At 66.7% G+C, this 17,027-nt stretch carries 17 protein-coding genes; 12 read left to right on the top strand and 5 right to left on the bottom strand.

Features of this window, described 5'->3' with window-relative positions:
- Nucleotides 1-183: 183 nt before the first annotated feature.
- Entirely contained in the window at nt 184-1,917 is a 1,734-nt protein-coding gene (gene ggt, locus ASE90_RS18675) for a gamma-glutamyltransferase (RefSeq protein ID WP_056004537.1), read from the bottom strand.
- A 103-nt stretch (nt 1,918-2,020) separates the two neighbouring features.
- Here ggt and ASE90_RS18670 point away from each other — a divergent pair, with 103 nt between their 5' ends.
- From ASE90_RS18670 to ASE90_RS18655, 4 genes are all read left to right on the top strand, one after another.
- Nucleotides 2,021-3,811, top strand: coding sequence for an AMP-dependent synthetase/ligase (locus ASE90_RS18670; protein WP_056004535.1), 1,791 nt, complete (start codon nt 2,021-2,023; stop codon nt 3,809-3,811).
- On the top strand, nt 3,808-4,128 hold the full coding sequence (locus ASE90_RS18665) for a low molecular weight protein tyrosine phosphatase family protein (protein ID WP_056004533.1): 321 nt from the start codon (nt 3,808-3,810) through the stop codon (nt 4,126-4,128). Before ASE90_RS18670 ends, ASE90_RS18665 begins: the two co-directional genes overlap by 4 nt.
- Nucleotides 4,129-4,423: 295 nt before the next feature.
- The gene (locus ASE90_RS18660) at nt 4,424-4,840 is read left to right on the top strand and encodes a hypothetical protein (RefSeq protein ID WP_156361658.1); all 417 of its coding nucleotides are present in this window, start codon (nt 4,424-4,426) and stop codon (nt 4,838-4,840) included.
- A 38-nt stretch (nt 4,841-4,878) separates the two neighbouring features.
- Nucleotides 4,879-6,099: an MFS transporter gene (locus tag ASE90_RS18655; protein WP_056004529.1), complete on the top strand. Its 1,221-nt coding sequence runs from the start codon at nt 4,879-4,881 to the stop codon at nt 6,097-6,099.
- Nucleotides 6,100-6,379: 280 nt separating this feature from the next.
- Here the strand turns inward: ASE90_RS18655 and ASE90_RS18650 are convergent, their stop codons facing one another.
- Both ASE90_RS18650 and ASE90_RS18645 read right to left on the bottom strand, forming a co-directional pair.
- A complete protein-coding gene (locus tag ASE90_RS18650) occupies nt 6,380-9,283 on the bottom strand; it encodes a M16 family metallopeptidase (protein ID WP_082449937.1) in 2,904 nt (967 codons plus the stop codon).
- A 104-nt stretch (nt 9,284-9,387) separates the two neighbouring features.
- Nucleotides 9,388-10,107 (bottom strand): Crp/Fnr family transcriptional regulator, encoded by a 720-nt coding sequence (locus ASE90_RS18645; protein ID WP_200910959.1) that lies wholly within the window; start codon nt 10,105-10,107, stop codon nt 9,388-9,390.
- A gap of 135 nt (nt 10,108-10,242) precedes the next feature.
- On the opposite strand from ASE90_RS18645, the gene ASE90_RS18640 reads away from it, so the two are divergent.
- The 7 genes from ASE90_RS18640 to ASE90_RS18610 all read left to right on the top strand — a co-directional run bounded on the left by ASE90_RS18640 (nt 10,243) and on the right by ASE90_RS18610 (nt 14,333).
- Nucleotides 10,243-10,818, top strand: coding sequence for a NifU family protein (locus ASE90_RS18640; RefSeq protein ID WP_056004630.1), 576 nt, complete (start codon nt 10,243-10,245; stop codon nt 10,816-10,818).
- On the top strand, nt 10,818-11,408 hold the full coding sequence (locus tag ASE90_RS18635; RefSeq protein WP_056004527.1) for a malonic semialdehyde reductase: 591 nt from the start codon (nt 10,818-10,820) through the stop codon (nt 11,406-11,408). The genes ASE90_RS18640 and ASE90_RS18635 overlap by 1 nt, the downstream gene beginning before the upstream one ends.
- A gap of 7 nt (nt 11,409-11,415) precedes the next feature.
- Complete coding sequence (gene tsaB, locus ASE90_RS18630) at nt 11,416-12,033, top strand: tRNA (adenosine(37)-N6)-threonylcarbamoyltransferase complex dimerization subunit type 1 TsaB (RefSeq protein WP_056004525.1); 618 nt, start codon at nt 11,416-11,418, stop codon at nt 12,031-12,033.
- Nucleotides 12,030-12,542, top strand: a complete 513-nt coding sequence (locus ASE90_RS18625) for a GNAT family N-acetyltransferase (RefSeq protein WP_056004523.1) — start codon at nt 12,030-12,032, stop codon at nt 12,540-12,542. Before tsaB ends, ASE90_RS18625 begins: the two co-directional genes overlap by 4 nt.
- Before the next feature lie 104 nt (nt 12,543-12,646).
- A complete protein-coding gene (locus ASE90_RS18620) occupies nt 12,647-13,060 on the top strand; it encodes a MucR family transcriptional regulator (protein WP_056004521.1) in 414 nt (137 codons plus the stop codon).
- 123 nt (nt 13,061-13,183) lie between these two features.
- A complete protein-coding gene (locus ASE90_RS18615) occupies nt 13,184-13,606 on the top strand; it encodes a Fur family transcriptional regulator (RefSeq protein WP_056004519.1) in 423 nt (140 codons plus the stop codon).
- Nucleotides 13,607-13,610: 4 nt separating this feature from the next.
- Entirely contained in the window at nt 13,611-14,333 is a 723-nt protein-coding gene (locus ASE90_RS18610; protein WP_056004518.1) for a lysophospholipid acyltransferase family protein, read from the top strand.
- A 40-nt stretch (nt 14,334-14,373) separates the two neighbouring features.
- On the opposite strand, the gene ASE90_RS18605 is transcribed toward ASE90_RS18610, so the two are convergent.
- Both ASE90_RS18605 and ASE90_RS18600 read right to left on the bottom strand, forming a co-directional pair.
- The gene (locus tag ASE90_RS18605) at nt 14,374-15,303 is read right to left on the bottom strand and encodes a Gfo/Idh/MocA family protein (RefSeq protein WP_082449936.1); all 930 of its coding nucleotides are present in this window, start codon (nt 15,301-15,303) and stop codon (nt 14,374-14,376) included.
- A 70-nt stretch (nt 15,304-15,373) separates the two neighbouring features.
- Entirely contained in the window at nt 15,374-16,129 is a 756-nt protein-coding gene (locus ASE90_RS18600) for a competence/damage-inducible protein A (RefSeq protein WP_082449944.1), read from the bottom strand.
- A 64-nt stretch (nt 16,130-16,193) separates the two neighbouring features.
- On the opposite strand from ASE90_RS18600, the gene map reads away from it, so the two are divergent.
- Entirely contained in the window at nt 16,194-17,021 is an 828-nt protein-coding gene (gene map / locus ASE90_RS18595) for a type I methionyl aminopeptidase (RefSeq protein ID WP_056004514.1), read from the top strand.
- Nucleotides 17,022-17,027 lie beyond the last annotated feature (6 nt).

The raw sequence follows: 17,027 nt of genomic DNA, 5'->3' as shown, positions 1-17,027 counted from the left end.
GGAGGTTGCGCAGCGGGCGAGCCGGCGGCCATCGGCAGACTTTATCTCCCGTTGCCACGATGTAGTAGGCCGCTGACGCTGAGAGGGGCGCCTGTAACGCGCCCCTCTCAGCGTCTCCGCGCCTCCGCGCGAACCCCTCCTGTTTCTTCCTTGCGCCTTCGCGCCTTCGCGTGAACCGACCTTCTACTCGACGATCACCTTACCCTCGCGCCGCGGATCGAAACCGCCATCGATCTTCCCGTCCCGCACGATCACGCCGTGCAGTCCCGAATCCTCGCCCTGTCCCGGCTGCAACCGGATGCCCTTCGCCGCCAGCGCGCTCAGGATCTGCGGTGAGAATTTGGTCACCTCGCCCTGGAAGCTGTCGCCGCGCGCGACGAGGTTGGGCAGCGACAGCGCGTCCTGCATCGGCAGTTTCCATTCGACCGCGCCGATCAGCGACTTGCCGACATAGGCGAGGATCGCATTGCCGCCCGCCGACCCCAGCGCGCCCGCGAATTTGCCCTGCCGGTCGATCATCACCAGCGGCGTCATCGACGACCGTGGCCGCTTTCCGGGCGCGACCGCATTCGCGGCGGCGCGGCCCTGCGCATCGATGGGGGAGAAGGCGAAATCGGTCATCTGGTTGTTGAGGAAGAAGCCGTCGACCATCCGCCCGCTGCCGAAGATGCTTTCGACCGTCGTCGTCACCGACACGACATTGCCCGCCGCATCGCCGACGATGAAGTGCGACGTCCCCGCCGGTTCGCGGGTGGTGTCCGCCGCCGCCGTCACCACGCCCGCCGGGACACCAGCCGCGGGTGCCGGACCGGCGGTCACCCCGATCAGCTTCGCGCGTTCCGACAGATAAGCCGGCGCCAGCAATCCGGCGACCGGCACGTTCACGAACTTCGGATCGCCGACATACAGGTCGCGATCGGCGTACATCAGCCGGCTCGCCTCGGCGAACAGGAACCAGCTTTGCGGATCGTTCGGCCCGCGCTGTTCGATATCGGTGCGGCCGAGAATGCCGAGCAGCTCGATCAGCCCGATCCCACTGCTGGGCGGCGGCGGGGTGCAGACGATATACACGCGCCAGTTCGCGCACAGCGGATCGCGCTTGACCGCGCGATAGGCGGCGAGGTCGGCGAGCGTCATCGTGCCGGGCAGCGTGCCGCTGGTCGTGCGCGCGACGATGCGTTTGGCGGTCTCACCGGTATAGAGCGCGTCCGGCCCCTGCTTCGCCAGCCGCTTCAGGAAATCGGCATAGGCGTCGTTGGTGATCCGGTCGCCGGTGGTGGCGAGCGCCCCGCCCTTGCCCTTGAAATAACGGCGGACATCCTCCGCCTGCAATTGCGGGAAGCCACCGGTCAGGAACCGGCCGAGGCGCGGCGAAATGACGAAGCCCTTGCGCGCGGTCCGCTCGGCATCGTCGAACAGCTGTCCCCAGGCCATCGCCCCATGATCGGCATGCGCCTGTCCCAGCATCCGCACCGCCCCGGGCACGCCGGTCGCGCGACCGCCCCGCACCGCTTCGCCGAAGGGCAGCGGCCTGCCGTCCTGCCCCAGCAGCATCGTCGGCGTCGCGCCCGCCGGAGCGACCTCGCGTCCGTCATAGATCTCGACCTTGCCGGATGTCGCGTCGAAATAGGTCATGAACGCGCCGCCGCCGATACCCGAGCTTTGCGGTTCTACCAGCGACAGCATCGCCTGCACCGCGATCGCCGCGTCCACCGCGCTGCCGCCACGCCGCAGCACCGCCATGCCCGCCTCGCTCGCCAGCGGGTTCGCCGTCACGACGAACTTCTGCTGCGCGCCCGCCACCGGAGCGGCGGACGCGGCCGGGGTCGCCACGACGGGCTTGCCGCGCGACAACAGGTTGCAGCCCCCCAGCGACACGGTGGCGAGCAGGGCGGCGGCGATCGTCAGTTTCCTCATGGCCGCCGTGTCTACCCAAGACGATCCGCTGCGTCACCCGCGTTCGGACATTGCCGAGCCGGTGCCGCCTGCCTACACCTTGGCCACAGGAGAAGGACGACGAATGGCCCGGCAGCTCGAACGATTCCCCAATCTGGTCGCGATGTTCTTTACGAGGGCGCGCGAGCGTGGCGACGCGCCGTTCCTGTGGACCAAGGCCAGCGGCCAGTGGGCGTCGATGAGTTGGACCGAAGCCGCGCGGCAGGTCGCGGCATTGGCGACCGCGCTGAAGGCGATCGGGCTGAAGCGCGGCGACCGGGTGATGCTGGTCAGCGAGAACCGCCCCGAATGGTGCATTTCCGACCTCGCCATCATGGCGGCGGGGTGTGTGACGGTGCCGACCTATGTCACCAACACCGTCCGCGACCACGGCCATATCATCGAGAATTCGGGTGCCTGCGCGATCATCGTGTCGACCGAAAAGCTGGCGCGCATCGTCCTGCCCGCCGCGCTGCGCGCCACCAATTCGTCGGAAAAGATCATCACGATCGAACCCATGCGAACCGCGCAGCAGGGCAGTCTGGAATTTCACGACTGGCACGATCTGATCGCCCGTCACCCTGCCGATCCGGCACAGGTCGCGGCGGATGCGGACTTCACCCGCGACGATCTGGCCTGCATTATCTACACTTCGGGCACCGGGGGTAGCCCACGCGGGGTGATGCAACACCACGGCGCGATCCTGCACAACGTCAACGGGTGCGTCACCGTCATCGCCGAGGATTTCGGCTGGAGCGACGAAATATTCCTGTCGTTCCTGCCGCTCAGCCATGCGTACGAACATTCCGGTGGCCAGTTTTTTCCGATCGGGCTGGGTGGTCAAATCTATTACAGCGAAGGTCTCGACAAGCTGGCCAGCAATATCGAGGAAGTGCGCCCGACGATCATGGTCGTCGTGCCGCGCCTGTTCGAGGTGTTGCGGACGCGCATTACCAAGGGCGTGCAGAAACAGGGGCGGCTGTCATCATGGCTGCTCGACCGGGCGATCGAGATCGGCAGCCGGCCAAACGGCCCGCGCCTGACCGACTATCCGGCAAGGCTGCTGGTCAATCAGTTGCTCAAGCCGAAGATCGCGCAGCGGTTCGGGGGACGGTTGAAGGCGATGGTATCGGGCGGCGCGCCGCTCAATCCCGATGTCGGCCATTTCTTCGAAGCGATGGGGGTGTGCCTGCTCCAGGGCTATGGCCAGACCGAAGCCGCGCCGGTCATTTCGTGCAACCGCCCGGCGGCGGGGATCGAGATGGACACGGTCGGACCGCCGCTGGCCGAAACCGAAGTCCGCATCGCCGAGGACGGCGAAATCCTGGTGCGCGGCGAGCTGGTCATGCACGGCTATTGGCGCAACGAGGCCGAGACGGCGCGCGTGCTGAAGGACGGCTGGCTGCATACCGGCGACATCGGCGAGATCGACGGCAAGGGTCGCATCCGCATCACCGATCGCAAGAAGGACATCATCGTCAACGACAAGGGCGACAACGTCGCCCCGCAAAAGGTCGAGGGGATGCTGACCCTGCAAAACGAGATCGCGCAGGCGATGATCGCGGGCGACCGTCGGCCGTACATGGTTGCGGTGATCGTGCCCGATGCCGAATGGACCCAGCAATTCTGTGCGAAGGGCGGCGCGCGCTGCGACTTCGCCAGGTTACGCGACGACAGCGGCTATCGCGCGGCGCTGGGCGCGGCGGTCGAGCGGGTGAACAAGGACCTGTCGGTCACCGAACGCATCCGCCGCTTCATCATCGCCGACGAACCCTTTACGATCGAGAACCAGCAGTTGACGCCCAGTCTGAAGATCCGGCGGCATGTGTTGAAGGACGTGTATGGCGAGCGGCTGGACGCGCTGTACCGGGGGTGAGGAACTGGCTGTTCGTTTGCAGCCGCAACCGGCTGCGCAGCCCGACCGCCGAAGCGATGTTCAGCGAGTTGCCCGGCACGGAGACCGCGTCGGCCGGCACCAGTCCCGATGCCGACAATCCGCTGACCGGCGAACTGATCGAATGGGCCGACACGATCTTTGTCATGGAGCGCGTGCATCGAACGCGCATCCAGCGGCGGTTCCGCCGGCATCTGGGCGGCAAGCGGGTCATATGCCTTGATATTGCGGACAATTATGCCTGCATGGACCCGGCGCTGATGGCGTTGCTGACCAAGCGCATGGCGCGGTTCGTGTGACGCCGGGCGGCCAAAGGTCACAAAGGTCACACTCGTACGCGGTTGTTCCAATGTCCGGCGGTCCTCGCGGCCCGGCGGGAAGGCGGGTCGGGGAGCGCACCCCGACCCGCCTTCCCATGCGCGATCTTCCCCGTCCGGGGTCGCTACCGTCCGGTGGCCCCCGGTCGGAAGTCGCAGGCCGGATCGACGTCGGGAAAGAGCGGTTGCCGACGATGCCATGGGACCGAAGCTGTAGGAGAGTCTTAACCATCTTCTGCCAGCCTTCATGCTGCCGATGATGCGAAGGGGCCGGAAGATGCTGGATGCGATCACGAACCGTTCGACGGCTGCCAATCCGTCGCGAACGACCGCCCTGCCGTCCGGCGGCACAGGGTTTGCCGCTGCGTTCCGCTCGGTGCTGGCAGGGCACGACGAACCCGCCACTGGCGGTACCACCCGACACGAGGGAAAGATCGCGACCGACGACGCGGACCGCGCACGGCTGGACGAGGCGGTGGCGGCGTTCAAAAAGGAGTTGTCGCTGACCCCGGCGCAACGGGTTCGGCGGGACGTGCTGAAAATCATGGACCTGACCGAGGAGGCGATCGAGGCGCTACCGCCGAAGGAACGGGTCGAGGCCGAACAGAAGGTTGCAATGGAAGTCGCTCGCCGGATGAAGACCATGCAGGGTGGTGCGGCGACCCAGGCCTCGATGACGTCGCTGCCCGACTGAATCCCGCGGACGGTTGAACGCGCAGCCGATCTTCCCATATGGCCCGCTCGAAATGCTGCATCGCAGCAAGGAGCGTGACCGTGACCCCGACCCGTAACCCTGCCCTCGTTCATCTGGCGCTCGCGCTCGGCGGTTTCGCGATCGGGACGACCGAGTTCGCGACGATGAGCCTCGTGCCGTTCTTTGCGCCGGGGCTGGGCATCGACGAACCGACGGCGGGGCATGTCATCAGCGCCTATGCGCTGGGGGTCGTGGTCGGCGCGCCGCTGCTGGCGGTGCTGACCGCGCGGATGGCGCGACGGACGGTGCTGATCGCATTGATGGCGTGCTTCGGGATCGCCAATGCGGCGAGTGCGCTGGCCCCGACCTACGAAGCGATGCTGGTCGCACGGTTTTTCAGCGGGTTGCCACATGGCGCCTATTTCGGGATCGCGGCGCTGGTCGCGGCCTCGCTGGTGCCCGCCGAGAAGCGGACGCAGGCGATCGGGCGGGTCATGCTCGGGCTGACGACCGCGACGATCGTCGGGGTGCCGCTGGCCAATGCGCTGGGACAGGCGATCGGATGGCGCTGGGGCTTCGGGGTCGTGGCGGTGCTGGCCGCCGCGACGATGGCGATGGTGGCATGGGTCGCACCGCACGATCGGCCGGACCGTTCGGCCAGCCCGCTTGCCGAACTGGGCGTCCTGAAATCGGGCCAGTTGTGGCTGACGCTCGGCATCGGCGCGATCGGCTTTGGCGGCATGTTCGCGGTCTATACCTATCTCGCCTCGACGCTGATCGAGGTGACGGGCGCGGGACCGGCGATGGTGCCGGTGGTGCTGGCGGTGTTCGGCATCGGCATGACCATCGGCAATCTGGTCGTGCCGCGTTTTGCCGACCGGGCACTAATGCCGACCGCCGGGGCGCTGCTGTTGTGGAGCGCGGCGACGCTGGCGCTCTATCCGCTGGCGGCGGGGCAGCTATGGTCGATGCTGACGATCGTGTTCCTGATCGGTATCGGCGGCGCGCTCGGCACCGTGCTCCAGACGCGGTTGATGGATATCGCCGAACACGGCCAGAGCCTTGCCGCGTCGCTCAACCATTCGGCGTTCAATACCGCCAATGCGATCGGGCCATGGGCCGGCGGGCTCGCGATCGCGGCCGGTTATGGCTGGACCTCGACCGGGTTGGTCGGCGCGGCGCTGGCGCTGGGCGGGTTTGCGATCTGGGGGTTGGCGGTGATGGCCGGCGCGCCGGTTCGGCGGGGGGTGGCTGTTTAAGAAGAAGAGTTGGTTCACGCGAAGGCGCGAAGGCGCGGAGGGGTTGCGTCGGCCGCTCCGTCACCCGCGCCAGCGACTTCGATGCCCGGCCATCGCGTTGCGTCAAGTCGCCCGATCGCGGGACGATCGTCTCTGCGCCCCCGCGTGAAACACCTTCTTTGCGCCTTTGCGCTTTGCGCCTTCGCGTGAACCGGTTCTTCTTTCGAAGGGGGAGCGTCGGTGGACACCCCCCTCCACCACCGCTTCGCGGCGGTCCCCGTCCCCGTGCCGGGGAGGAGCTTTATTTTTTCTCCGGCAGGACCTGCATCGACCAGTCCTTCGACGGCACCAGATATTTCGCCGCGAGCGCCTGCAATTCTTCAGGCGTAGTGCCGCGAATGTCGTTGATGATGCCGGGGATCGCCGCCAGCCGCGCCGGGTCGACCGTGCCGCCCTGCGTCTGGTTCATCCAGAACATGTTGCCGCTCGACATACGGGCGATCAACTGGATCACCGGCAGCTTGGCGCGGTCGAGTTCGTCGGCGGGCACCGGCGTCCTGACCAGATCGGCGGCGAGTTCGCGGGCGAGGTCGAAGAAGAAGCCGGTGCGATCGGGCGGCACCAGCCCGATCGCCATGATCCGCCCGCCGCCGGGCAGGCCGACCGGCCAGTTATTGTCGACGTTCGGCGAATAGCTGACCCCCGCCTGACTGCGCAGCCGGTCGAGCAGCCGGTCGCGGAACACCGCGGCGAGCACTTCCAGCTTGCGGCTTTCCGTCAGGCCGGCGCTGCCGCCGCCGGTCGGCCACGCGATCGCCGCCGCCGCCTGATTGGGCTGTCCGCCATGGGTGCGCGTCACCGGCTGCGCGACGTGCGCGGGAAAGCGAACCGGCGGCGGCGGGGTGGCATCCGCCGGACGCTTCGCCATCGCGCCGATCGTCGCGGCGACCGCGTCGATCGCCGCCTGTTGCGGCACGTCGCCGAACACCTGCACCTCGACCGGGCCGGTGGCGAGCAGCGGCTGCCAGAGCGCCTTGAAGCTGGCCGGGGTCAGCGCCTCGATATCCTTGCGGTCGGGGCTGACCCAGCGCGCGTCGCCGGCGTGGAGCAGTCCTTCGAGATCGCGGCCCATGACGCCGTCGGGCGATGCGCCGAGCGCGTCGTAGCTGGCCAGCATCACCGCCCGCGCCCGTGCCACCGGCTTCGGGTCCCATGCCGGCGATTGCAGCTTGGCCGCGATCAGCTTCAACTGATCGGACAGGTCGGCGGCGGTGGTGGTGCCGGCAAGGATGAAGGCGTCGTCGTCGATGCCGAACGACAATCCCATCTGCCGCCCGCCGGTCAGCCGGTCGAGTTCCTCCTGCCCCAGCACGCCCTTCGGCGTCTGGATGCCCGAGGCGACCAGCGCGAGATCGGCGGCGAACGCCGGGGTGCGGCGATCGGTCGGCAAGGCGTTCAGCCCCCGGCCGAACCGGACGCGGACATAGACCTTGCCCGTCTCCGATTCATTGGGGAACAGCAGCAGCGACGAACCATTGGCGAAATCGACGCGCTCGACCGGGGGATCGGGCAGCGCCATGCTGCGCGTGGTGATCGTGCCGGGCTTGCCGAGGGGGCCAAGCCGGTCGAACCCGATCGCCGCCTGTCCGCCACGCCGCGCGGCGGTGCCGGCGACCTTCTCGGTCAGCGCGGCGGTCAGCTTCGCCTGCGTGGTCGGATCGGGGGACCGGGTGTTGACCAGCGCGCGGGTCGCGGTGCCCTCGAACACCTTCTTCGTCGCTGCCTGTACGCGGGCGGGGGTGAAGAACTTCTTGGTCACCGCGCCTTCGAAGATGCGCAGCGACGTTTCCGGACCGGCGACCGTTTCGCGAATGTCGGTCGCGGCGATCAGGTTGTCGGCGAGCAGCGCCCCCGCCGTCACCGGCGCGGTGCGGACCTCGTTCTCCATGCCCGCGCGGATTTCGGCGACCTCGCGGTCGATCTCGGCCTGGGTCGGCGCGGTGCGGATCGCGTCGGCGATCGCCTGCCGCACGTCGCGCAGCGCCGCCGCCCAGTCGTCGCCCAGCGGCAGGATCGACACCTGCGTGATGTTCGCCGATCGCGATACGTCGTCGAGATTGGCACCGGCGGAGATAAAACTCCCGCCGCTACGCGCCCGACTCTCCAGCCGCCGGTTGAGTATCCGCAACCCGATCTGGTCCACCATCCGCTCCTGGTTGAACAGGATCGTGTCGTCGCCGACGGTCCATGGCCGCAGCACCGCCATCTGCAACAGCGTCGGGATGGTCGGTTCGCTGACCGTCGCCGCGACCGGCTCGTCGGCCTTGGGCGACCCGAACTTTGGTTCGGCCGGGGCCGGGCCGGTGCCGGTCCAGGCGGAGAAATGCTTCTTCACCATCGCTTCGAGGATCGCGGGATCGGCGTCGCCGGCGATGACGACGATCGCCCGGTCGGGCCGGTACCAACGGTCGTGGAACGCCTTCACGCTGGCGGCGGTGGCGGCTTGCAGCGTTTCGACGTTGCCGATCGGCGAACGGTCGGCGAGCGGCTGTCCGGCAAAGAACAGCGCGCGGGTCGCATCGCCCAGCCGCACCTGCGGCCCCGGCTGCTCGCGCTGTTCGGACAGGACGACCGGGCGCTCGGCGTCGAGCGCCGCCTGGCTGAGCGTCGGTTCGGTCATCATGCCCGACAGGATTTTCATGCTTTCGTCGAGGCCGGTCGGCGTCGCGGACGGCAGGTCGAGCTTGTAGACAGTCTGGGTGAAGCTGGTCGACGCGTTGCTGTCCGACCCGAAGGTGACGCCCAGACGCTGCCACACCCGTTTCGATTCGCCATCGGGGACGTGGACCGAACCGCGGAACGACAGATGTTCGATCAGATGGGCAAAGCCACGTTCGCTGTCGGTTTCCATCAGCGACCCAGCGCCGATCGCAACCCGGATCGCGATCTGCCCCGGTGGTACGCCGTTCTTGCGCACGGCGTATTTCAGTCCGTTGGACAGGACGCCGTACGTCCATGTCCGGTCGGGCGGAATGTCGCTGCCCCTGAACAGCCACGGGGTGTCGGGTCCCTGCGCCACCGGTTCGAGCGGCGGAAGCTGACGGATCGGGGCCGGCGATGCGGGAGGGGTCTGCGCTGCAAGCGGCGCGGCGATCAGGGCCAGGGTCGTGAACGCGCCCGTGGCCAGACGGAACGGAGATACCATAAGTCGGGGTGTAGCGTCGTCGCAACGCCCCGACCAGTATCGACACACGGCGCGAAAGATAAAGCTGTTTCGGTCGCCCGGTTCAGCTTCGGGTCAGCTTGCCGTCAGCGATCCTCGCGCCGGAGATACAGATACGAATCGTCGAACTCGGCCGTTGCCCTCAATCCAGGCATGTCGTTGATCGTCACGCGTTTGCCGCGCAGATCGACCAAACCCCGTTCGCGCATTTCGCGCAGCGTCCGGTTCACGTGGACCGGGGTCAGACCGGTACAGTCGGACAGGTCGGCCTGCGTCAGCGGCAGAGCAAAACCGGTGTCGTCGGCCTGGCCGATCAGTGCCAGCCGGACGCGCAGTTCGCAGATCAAATGGGCGATGCGCTGGATCGCGTTTCGCCTGCCGAGCGACAATTCCCATTCGCGATGGATCGCGGCGTCGAGGGCAGTCAGGAACCAGTAGACCCGCGCCAGATGCGGCTGGGTCTCGGTGATGTCCTTCAGCTTGGCATGCGGGACCAGTACGACGCGACACGGCGTCAGCGTCATGACGTTATGATCGAGCTGCTTGAGGGAAAAACTGTGCAGGTCGAGGAAGTCGCCGGCGACGTGCAGTTCGGTGATCTGCCGCTCGCCGCCCGGCAAATCCTTGTAACGGCACATCAGTCCTTCGAGCAGCAGCGTGCTGGAATGGAGGCGTTCGCCGGCATGGATGCAGGTGTGATGCGCCGCCAGCGACCGCACCTCGCCAAGCGAGTCATAGATAACCCGCTCTTCCTCCGCCGAAATCGTGTCGCGGGCGCGCAATTTCGCCATATGCGTCTCGATCACCGGCACTTTCCCCTTCTGTCGTTGCCCGGGTCGTACAGGAGCGTAACAATCGAGGCAACGCGCGGTGGCAACGGTGAACGCAGCGTTTCGCGCTACGCCCTTGATCCCCCGTCCGCCGGTCGCCAAATGGGCGGCATGTTGATCGAAACGGAATCGACGCCCAATCCGGCGACCCTGAAATTCCTGCCCGGGCAGGTCGTCATGGACGCGGGCACCCGCGATTTCGCCAGTCCCGAAGAGGCCGAGGCGTCGCCGCTCGCCACGCAGTTGTTCGCGCTGGGGGATGTCGTCGGCGTGTTTTTCGGCCGCGAGTTCGTGTCGGTGACCAAGGCGCCGGGCAGCGAATGGGCCGACCTGAAACCCGATGTGCTGGCGTTGATGCTGGATCATTTCGGCGGGCGGATGCCGTTGTTCAACCCGACGGGCAGCGCAGGCTTCTCGGTCGCGTCCGACGAACCTAGCTTCACCGACGATCCGGCCGATGCCGATATCGTCGAACAGATCAAGGAATTGATCGAGACCCGCGTCCGCCCGGCGGTCGCCAATGACGGCGGCGACATCGTCTATCGCGGGTTTGACCAGGGCAAAGTCTATCTGCAGTTGCAGGGGGCCTGTTCGGGCTGTCCGTCCTCCAGCGCGACACTGAAGAACGGGATCGAGCAGCTACTCAAATATTATGTTCCCGAAGTCACGGAGGTTCGTGCAGTCTGATGCCCAAACTCGACGATCAGGCACTCGATACGCTGTTTCGCAGCGCGCGTACGTTCAACCATTATACCGACCAGCCGGTAACCGAAGCCGATCTGGCCGCGATCTGGGACCTGATGAAATGGGGCCCGACCAGCGCCAACCAGCTGCCGGCGCGGATCGTGTGGTGTACCTCGACAGAGTCCAAGGAAAAGCTGGCGGCCTGTGCCACCGGTACGAACCCGGACAAGATCCGCGCCGCGCCGGTGACCGCAATCATTGGCATGGACACCGAATTCCACGAGTATCTGCCCGAACTGTTCCCCCACGCCGATGCGAAGTCGTGGTTCGACGGTAATGCGGAGTTGCGGCAGGCATCGGCATTCCGCAATTCGTCGTTGCAGGGCGCGTATCTGATCCTTGCCGCGCGCGCGCTGGGGTTCGATACCGGGCCGATGTCGGGCTTCGATGCCGGAGCGGTCGACAAGGCGTTCTTCGCCGAGACGCCGGCAGTCCACGCCAACTTCATCACCACGCTGGGCTATGGCGACCGCGAGACGCTGTATCCGCGGTCGCCGCGTCCGGATTTCGCCAAGTTCAACCGGGTCGTCTGACGATCACGTGCGAACGCTCGTCATCGAAACCGCCACTGCCGCCTGTTCGGTCGCGCTGATCGACGACGGCGTGGTGATCGCCCGCGACCATGTCGTCGTCGGGCGCGGTCATGCCGAGCGGTTGGTGCCGATGATCGCCGCCCTGCCCAATCAGGGGCGGGCCGACACGATCCTCGTCGATTGCGGGCCTGGCAGCTTTACCGGCGTCCGGGTCGGGCTGGCGGCGGCGCGCGGGCTTGGCATCGGTTGGGGCGTGCCGGTGCACGGCTATTCGTCGCTGGCATCGATCGCCGCCGCCGCGCTGTCCGAACAGCCGGGTGAGGCGATCGTTGTGGTGCTGGACGGCGGCCATGGCGAGGTGTTCCAACAGGGGTTCGACGGTGCGCTCGTCGCCGACGGTCCCGCCGTGTCGCGCAAGCCCGCCGATGCGGTCGCGGCGTTGCAGGGACGGCGCGTCGTTGGTCAGGGCCTTGCCCGGCTCCGCACGGTCGACGCCGCCCTGCCCGACTGCGACCGACTGCCCGACGCTGCCGATGCGGTCTTGCTGAGTGCCGAACAGCGCAACCTGCGTCCTGCCCCGCTCTATGGCCGTGCGCCCGATGCGGTGCCAAGCGTGCGCGCATGAGCGACGTTCGCAGCGATATCGCGCTGGCAACCGGAAGCGCCGCCGACATCGAAGCCGTCGACCGGGTGATGCGGGCAGCATTCGATCCGCGCTTCGGTGAGGCGTGGACCCCGTCGCAGTGCCTCGGCATGTTGTCGCTGCCGGGCGTCTGGCTGACGTTGGCAAGTGACGACGGGCGGGTGATCGGCTTTGCACTGACCCGCGCGGTCGCTGATGATGCCGAACTGCTGTTGCTGGCGGTGCATCCGGCAGATCGAGGGCGTGGGGTCGGGCTGGCGCTGCTGCAACGCGCAATGACCGATGCGCAGGCGCGGGGTGCCGCGCGCCTGTGCCTTGAAATGCGGGCGGGCAACGACGCGACCCGGCTCTACGCCAGCGCCGGTTTCGTCAAATGCGGGGAACGCCGCAACTATTATGCCGGACGCAGCGGTCAGCGATTCGACGCTCATACCTATGTCCGATCGTTTCCTCCGCCCGTTGCAGCAGCCAGCCTGACGCAGGTCGAATGACGTCGGCGGTATTCTAAAAAAGCCGGGAATATTGTTGCGCCTTGCCCATTCTGGTCCGATAGCGACGATGGGCCGCCGGTGCGGCCGTGTAACGAAGGAAGAGCATGACCATTCTTGCGGAGCGCGACGACACGCTCATTGCCCTGACGGCGAACATCGTTGCCGCCCATGTCGGGAATAATCATGTCGAGGTCGGCGATATCGCCGTCCTGATCCGCAGCGTACATGACGCATTGAACGATCTGGGCACGCCGGCCGAACCCGCCGCCCCGCCCGCCGAACCGGCTGTGCCGGTGCGGTCGTCGGTGAAGCCTGATTATATCGTCTGTCTCGAGGATGGGCGGAAGCTCAAGATGCTCAAACGTCATTTGATGACGCATTATAATCTGACCCCCGAGCAGTATCGCGCCAAGTGGAACCTGCCCGCAGACTATCCCATGGTCGCGCCCAATTATGCCGAACAGCGCCGGACGCTGGCCAAGAAGATTGGTCTGGGTACGCAGCGTCGCGTCCGTTGACGGTGCGGGTGCCGGCGTCGGCGTCGGTTTGCACCGGTGGCGGCACCCGCGCCACTTAGCGGCTTTCGCTCGGCAGCAGGGCGCGTTAGTGTCGGGCCATATCCTCTGGACGTACAGGACCGCATGCCCCGCAAGATCGACCTCGAAGCACTGTGCCAACAAAAAGGGCTGCGCATCACCGAACAGCGCCGCGTGATCGCGCGCGTCTTGTCCGAAGCCGATGACCATCCCGATGTCGAAAAAGTGTATGAGCGCGCGTCCGCGATCGATCCGGGTATCTCGATCGCCACGGTCTATCGCACGGTCCGCCTGTTCGAAGAGGCCGGTATCCTCGATCGGCATGATTTCGGCGACGGGCGCGCCCGGTATGAACCCGCCCCCGAAGCGCATCACGATCATCTGATCGACGTCGAAAGCGGCCGGGTGATCGAATTCGTCGATCCCGAACTGGAATTGCTGCAGAAGCAGATCGCCGAACGGCTCGGCTTCCGCCTCGTCGATCACCGTATGGAACTCTACGGCGTCAGCCTCGAACGCAAGGGCTGATCCCATGCCGTTTGGTGCGCGCCTGCGATTGATGGTGCGTGCGGCGGCCATGCTCGCGACGCTGCTGCGCTACCTGCTCCTGCACGGTGCGTGGCGACTGGTCCGGCTGCGCTCGCCATGGCCCCCGCGGTTTCTGGGAGCGTTGGCCCGTGCGATCGGGGTGCGGACGACGGTGGTCGGCACGCCGGTCGCGCGCGACGTGCTGTACCTTGCCAACCATCAGAGCTGGATCGACATTCTCGCCATCGCCGGGGCCAGCGGCAGCGCATTCGTCGCCAAGGGCGAGTTGCGCGATGCGCCGCTGGTCGGGTGGCTGTGCACGCTCAACCACACGCTGTTCATCGATCGCGGCGACCGGTTGGGGGTGGCGCGGCAGATCGATACGCTGCGGCAGGCGCTGCTCGCCGATCATCCGGTGACGGTGTTTCCGGAGGGTACGACCGCACGACCGGGCGAATTGCTGCCGTTCAAGGCGGCACTGCTCGGCGCGATCGATCCCCCGCCACCAGGGCTGCGCGTACAGCCGGTCTATCTGGATTACGGCGATGCGCGCGAGGTGGCGTGGGTCGGTGACGAAGCAGGGACCGCGAATGCGGCGCGTGTGCTTGCGCGGCCGGGGCAGATCGGGCTGACCATCCATTTCCTGCCGGCCTTTGATCCGGCGGGTCTGGGACGCAAGGCGGTGGCGGCGCGGGCGCGGGACGCGATTGTGGCCGCGATGGGGTGAATGACTCCCCTCCCGGACAAGGGAGGGGAGAAGATAACGGCTATTCGCTGAATGCACCGACGGTCGTGCGGCGCCCCAGCAGGAACGCGTCGTTGACATGGACGAAGGGTGACAGGTCGGCATCGCTCACCCGGTCGCGCAGGCATTTGGCAAAGCGGCGGTAGAGCCGCGCATATTCGGCTTCGTCGCCGACATCGACCGCAACCCCGTCGACCGCCATGCGCGACGCGCCCATCGCCAGCGTCAGATGGCCGTCATCCGTTTCGACGTCGATGTCCCAGGTTTGCGGCCCCGTCTGATCGAAGTCGAATTCGACGCGCACCGGCACCCCGGCGGTATCGATAAAGTCGAGATCGGCGGCGATCGGCGCGTCGCGGTTCGACGGGAAGCGTAACTCGGCCCCATCGAGCAGAAGCGGACGCGGCAAGATGCGAGTGATAACCGATAGCGCGTTGATCCCCGGATCGAACACGCCGATGCCCGGTTCCCAGATCCAGGCCTGCCCCGGATGCCAGACGCGGACGTCTTCCTTCCAGTTCACCTCGACGCGGCGGATGTTGCGCTGCGCCAACCACGCGCGGGCGGGCTCGACGGCGGCGGCTTCGCGCGAATGCCACGTCGCGAACAGCACCTTGCCGGCGGTTTCGGCGGCGCGGGCAAAGCCCTGCGCCTCGGACAGCGTCGCGGCGGGCGGCTTTTCGATCATGACGTCGAGGCCGTGGTCGAGCGCCTGCTGGATCAATGACAGGCGACCGCGCGGCGGCGTGCAGATCGAAATCGCCTGCACATCGGGCATCGCGGCCATCATCTCGTCGATCGTCTTGAACCCCGGTACACCTTCGGGGGCGGTATGGCCGGTGACGGCCGCCACCAGTTCGAAATCGGGGCTGGCGGCAATATGCGGGATATGCTGGTCGCGCGCGATCTTGCCGATACCGGCCAACGCGATGCGGGTCGGGGCGTTAGCCAACGTCGCTCTCTCCTGTCAGTTTATTAGTCGGACATATCAACCGGACCGCTGCGTTGCAACTGGACTTGCGTCAGATCCCGCCGGTCACCGGCTCGCGGCCGGTCCTGCGCAGGCGGTCGGCAAGGTCGGCGATACAGGCGTCGACGGCCGCGGTGTCGGTGGCACGCACAACGAAATTGGCACCGGTGCGACCTTCACGGAAAAACGGGTAGCTGCCGATCGCGACGCCGTCATGGGCGCGTTCGACGTCGCCAAGGATGTCGGCGACCTCGCTCTCACCGACCCAGCAGCCGAGCGTCGCCGACACTACCGGCAGGCCACCCTCCAGCGTACCCGTCAAGCTGTCGAGCATCGCTGCGGCGATATGGGGCACGCCCGCCATGATGAAGATGTTGCCGATGCGGATGCCCGGCGCGCCCGACATCCGGTTTTCGATCAGCTCGCCGCCCTCCGGCACCCGCGCCATGCGCAGCCGGGCATCGGTCAGTCCGCCGCGCGTCTCGTAATAGGATTCGAGGATCGCCCGCGCCTTGGGATGGACGATCACCGGCACGCCCAGCGCCGCCGCGATCGAATCGACGGTGATGTCGTCATGGGTCGGGCCGATGCCGCCGGTGGTGAAGACATAATCGTTGCGCGCGCGCAGGATGTTGACCGCCTCCACGATCGCTTCCTCGCGGTCGGCGACGACCCGGACCTCGCCGAGCCGAATGCCCTGTACGTTCAGCCATGTGGCGAGCTGGGCGATATTCTTGTCCTGCGTCCGGCCGGAGAGGATTTCGTCACCGATGACGATCAATGCGGCGGTCCAGATACGGTCGGTCATGGCCGCGGACATAGCGTGACGCCCCGCCCTCGCCTAGCACCACTTCCTCGCTTATATGCAGCGTATGACCGAATATCAGACCGTCACCACCGACATGCCGCTGGCCCGGACCGGCGCGATCAAGCTGCACGATGCCGCCGGGTTCGAAGGGATGCGCCGCGCCGGCCGGCTCGCCGCGCATATCCTCGACGAGATCACGCCGCATGTCGCGCCGGGCGTCACCACCGCCGAGCTGGACGCGATCATCTTTCGCCTGATGCGCGCGGGCGGCGCGGTGCCGGCGACGCTCGGCTATCGCGGCTATGCGCATTCGACCTGCATCTCGATCAATCATGTCGTATGCCACGGCATCCCGTCGGACCGGACGCTGAAGGACGGCGACATCGCCAATATCGACGTAACCCCCTTGCTGGATGGCTGGCACGGGGACAGCAGCCGGACCTATCTGGTCGGCAATGTCCCGATCAAGGCGCGCAAGCTGGTCGATGTGACCTATGAATGCCTGATGATCGGTATCGAACATGCCAAACCCGGCAACCGGATGGGCGATGTCGCGAACGCGATCCAGCGCCATGCCGAATCGCACCGCTATGGCGTCGTGCGCGACTTCTGCGGGCATGGCCTTGGGCGGTTGTTCCATGATGCGCCGGAAGTGATCCATGCCGGTCGTCCCGGTACCGGCCCCGAATTGCGGCCGGGCATGTTCTTCACGATCGAGCCGATGATCAATATCGGGCGGCCCGACGTGAAGATGCTCGACGATGGCTGGACGGCGGTGACCCGCGACCGGTCGCTGTCGGCGCAGTTCGAGCATTCGATCGGGATTACCGAGGAGGGCTGCGAGATTTTCACGCTCAGCCCCAAAGGGTTCACCAAGCCGCCCTATCTGTGATCTCCT

The sequence above is a fragment of the Sphingomonas sp. Leaf67 genome (genome assembly GCF_001421965.1).
Lineage (GTDB): Bacteria > Pseudomonadota > Alphaproteobacteria > Sphingomonadales > Sphingomonadaceae > Sphingomonas.
Note: the sequence above shows the minus strand (reverse complement) of the source record. Positions and strands in the feature narration are given on the sequence as shown.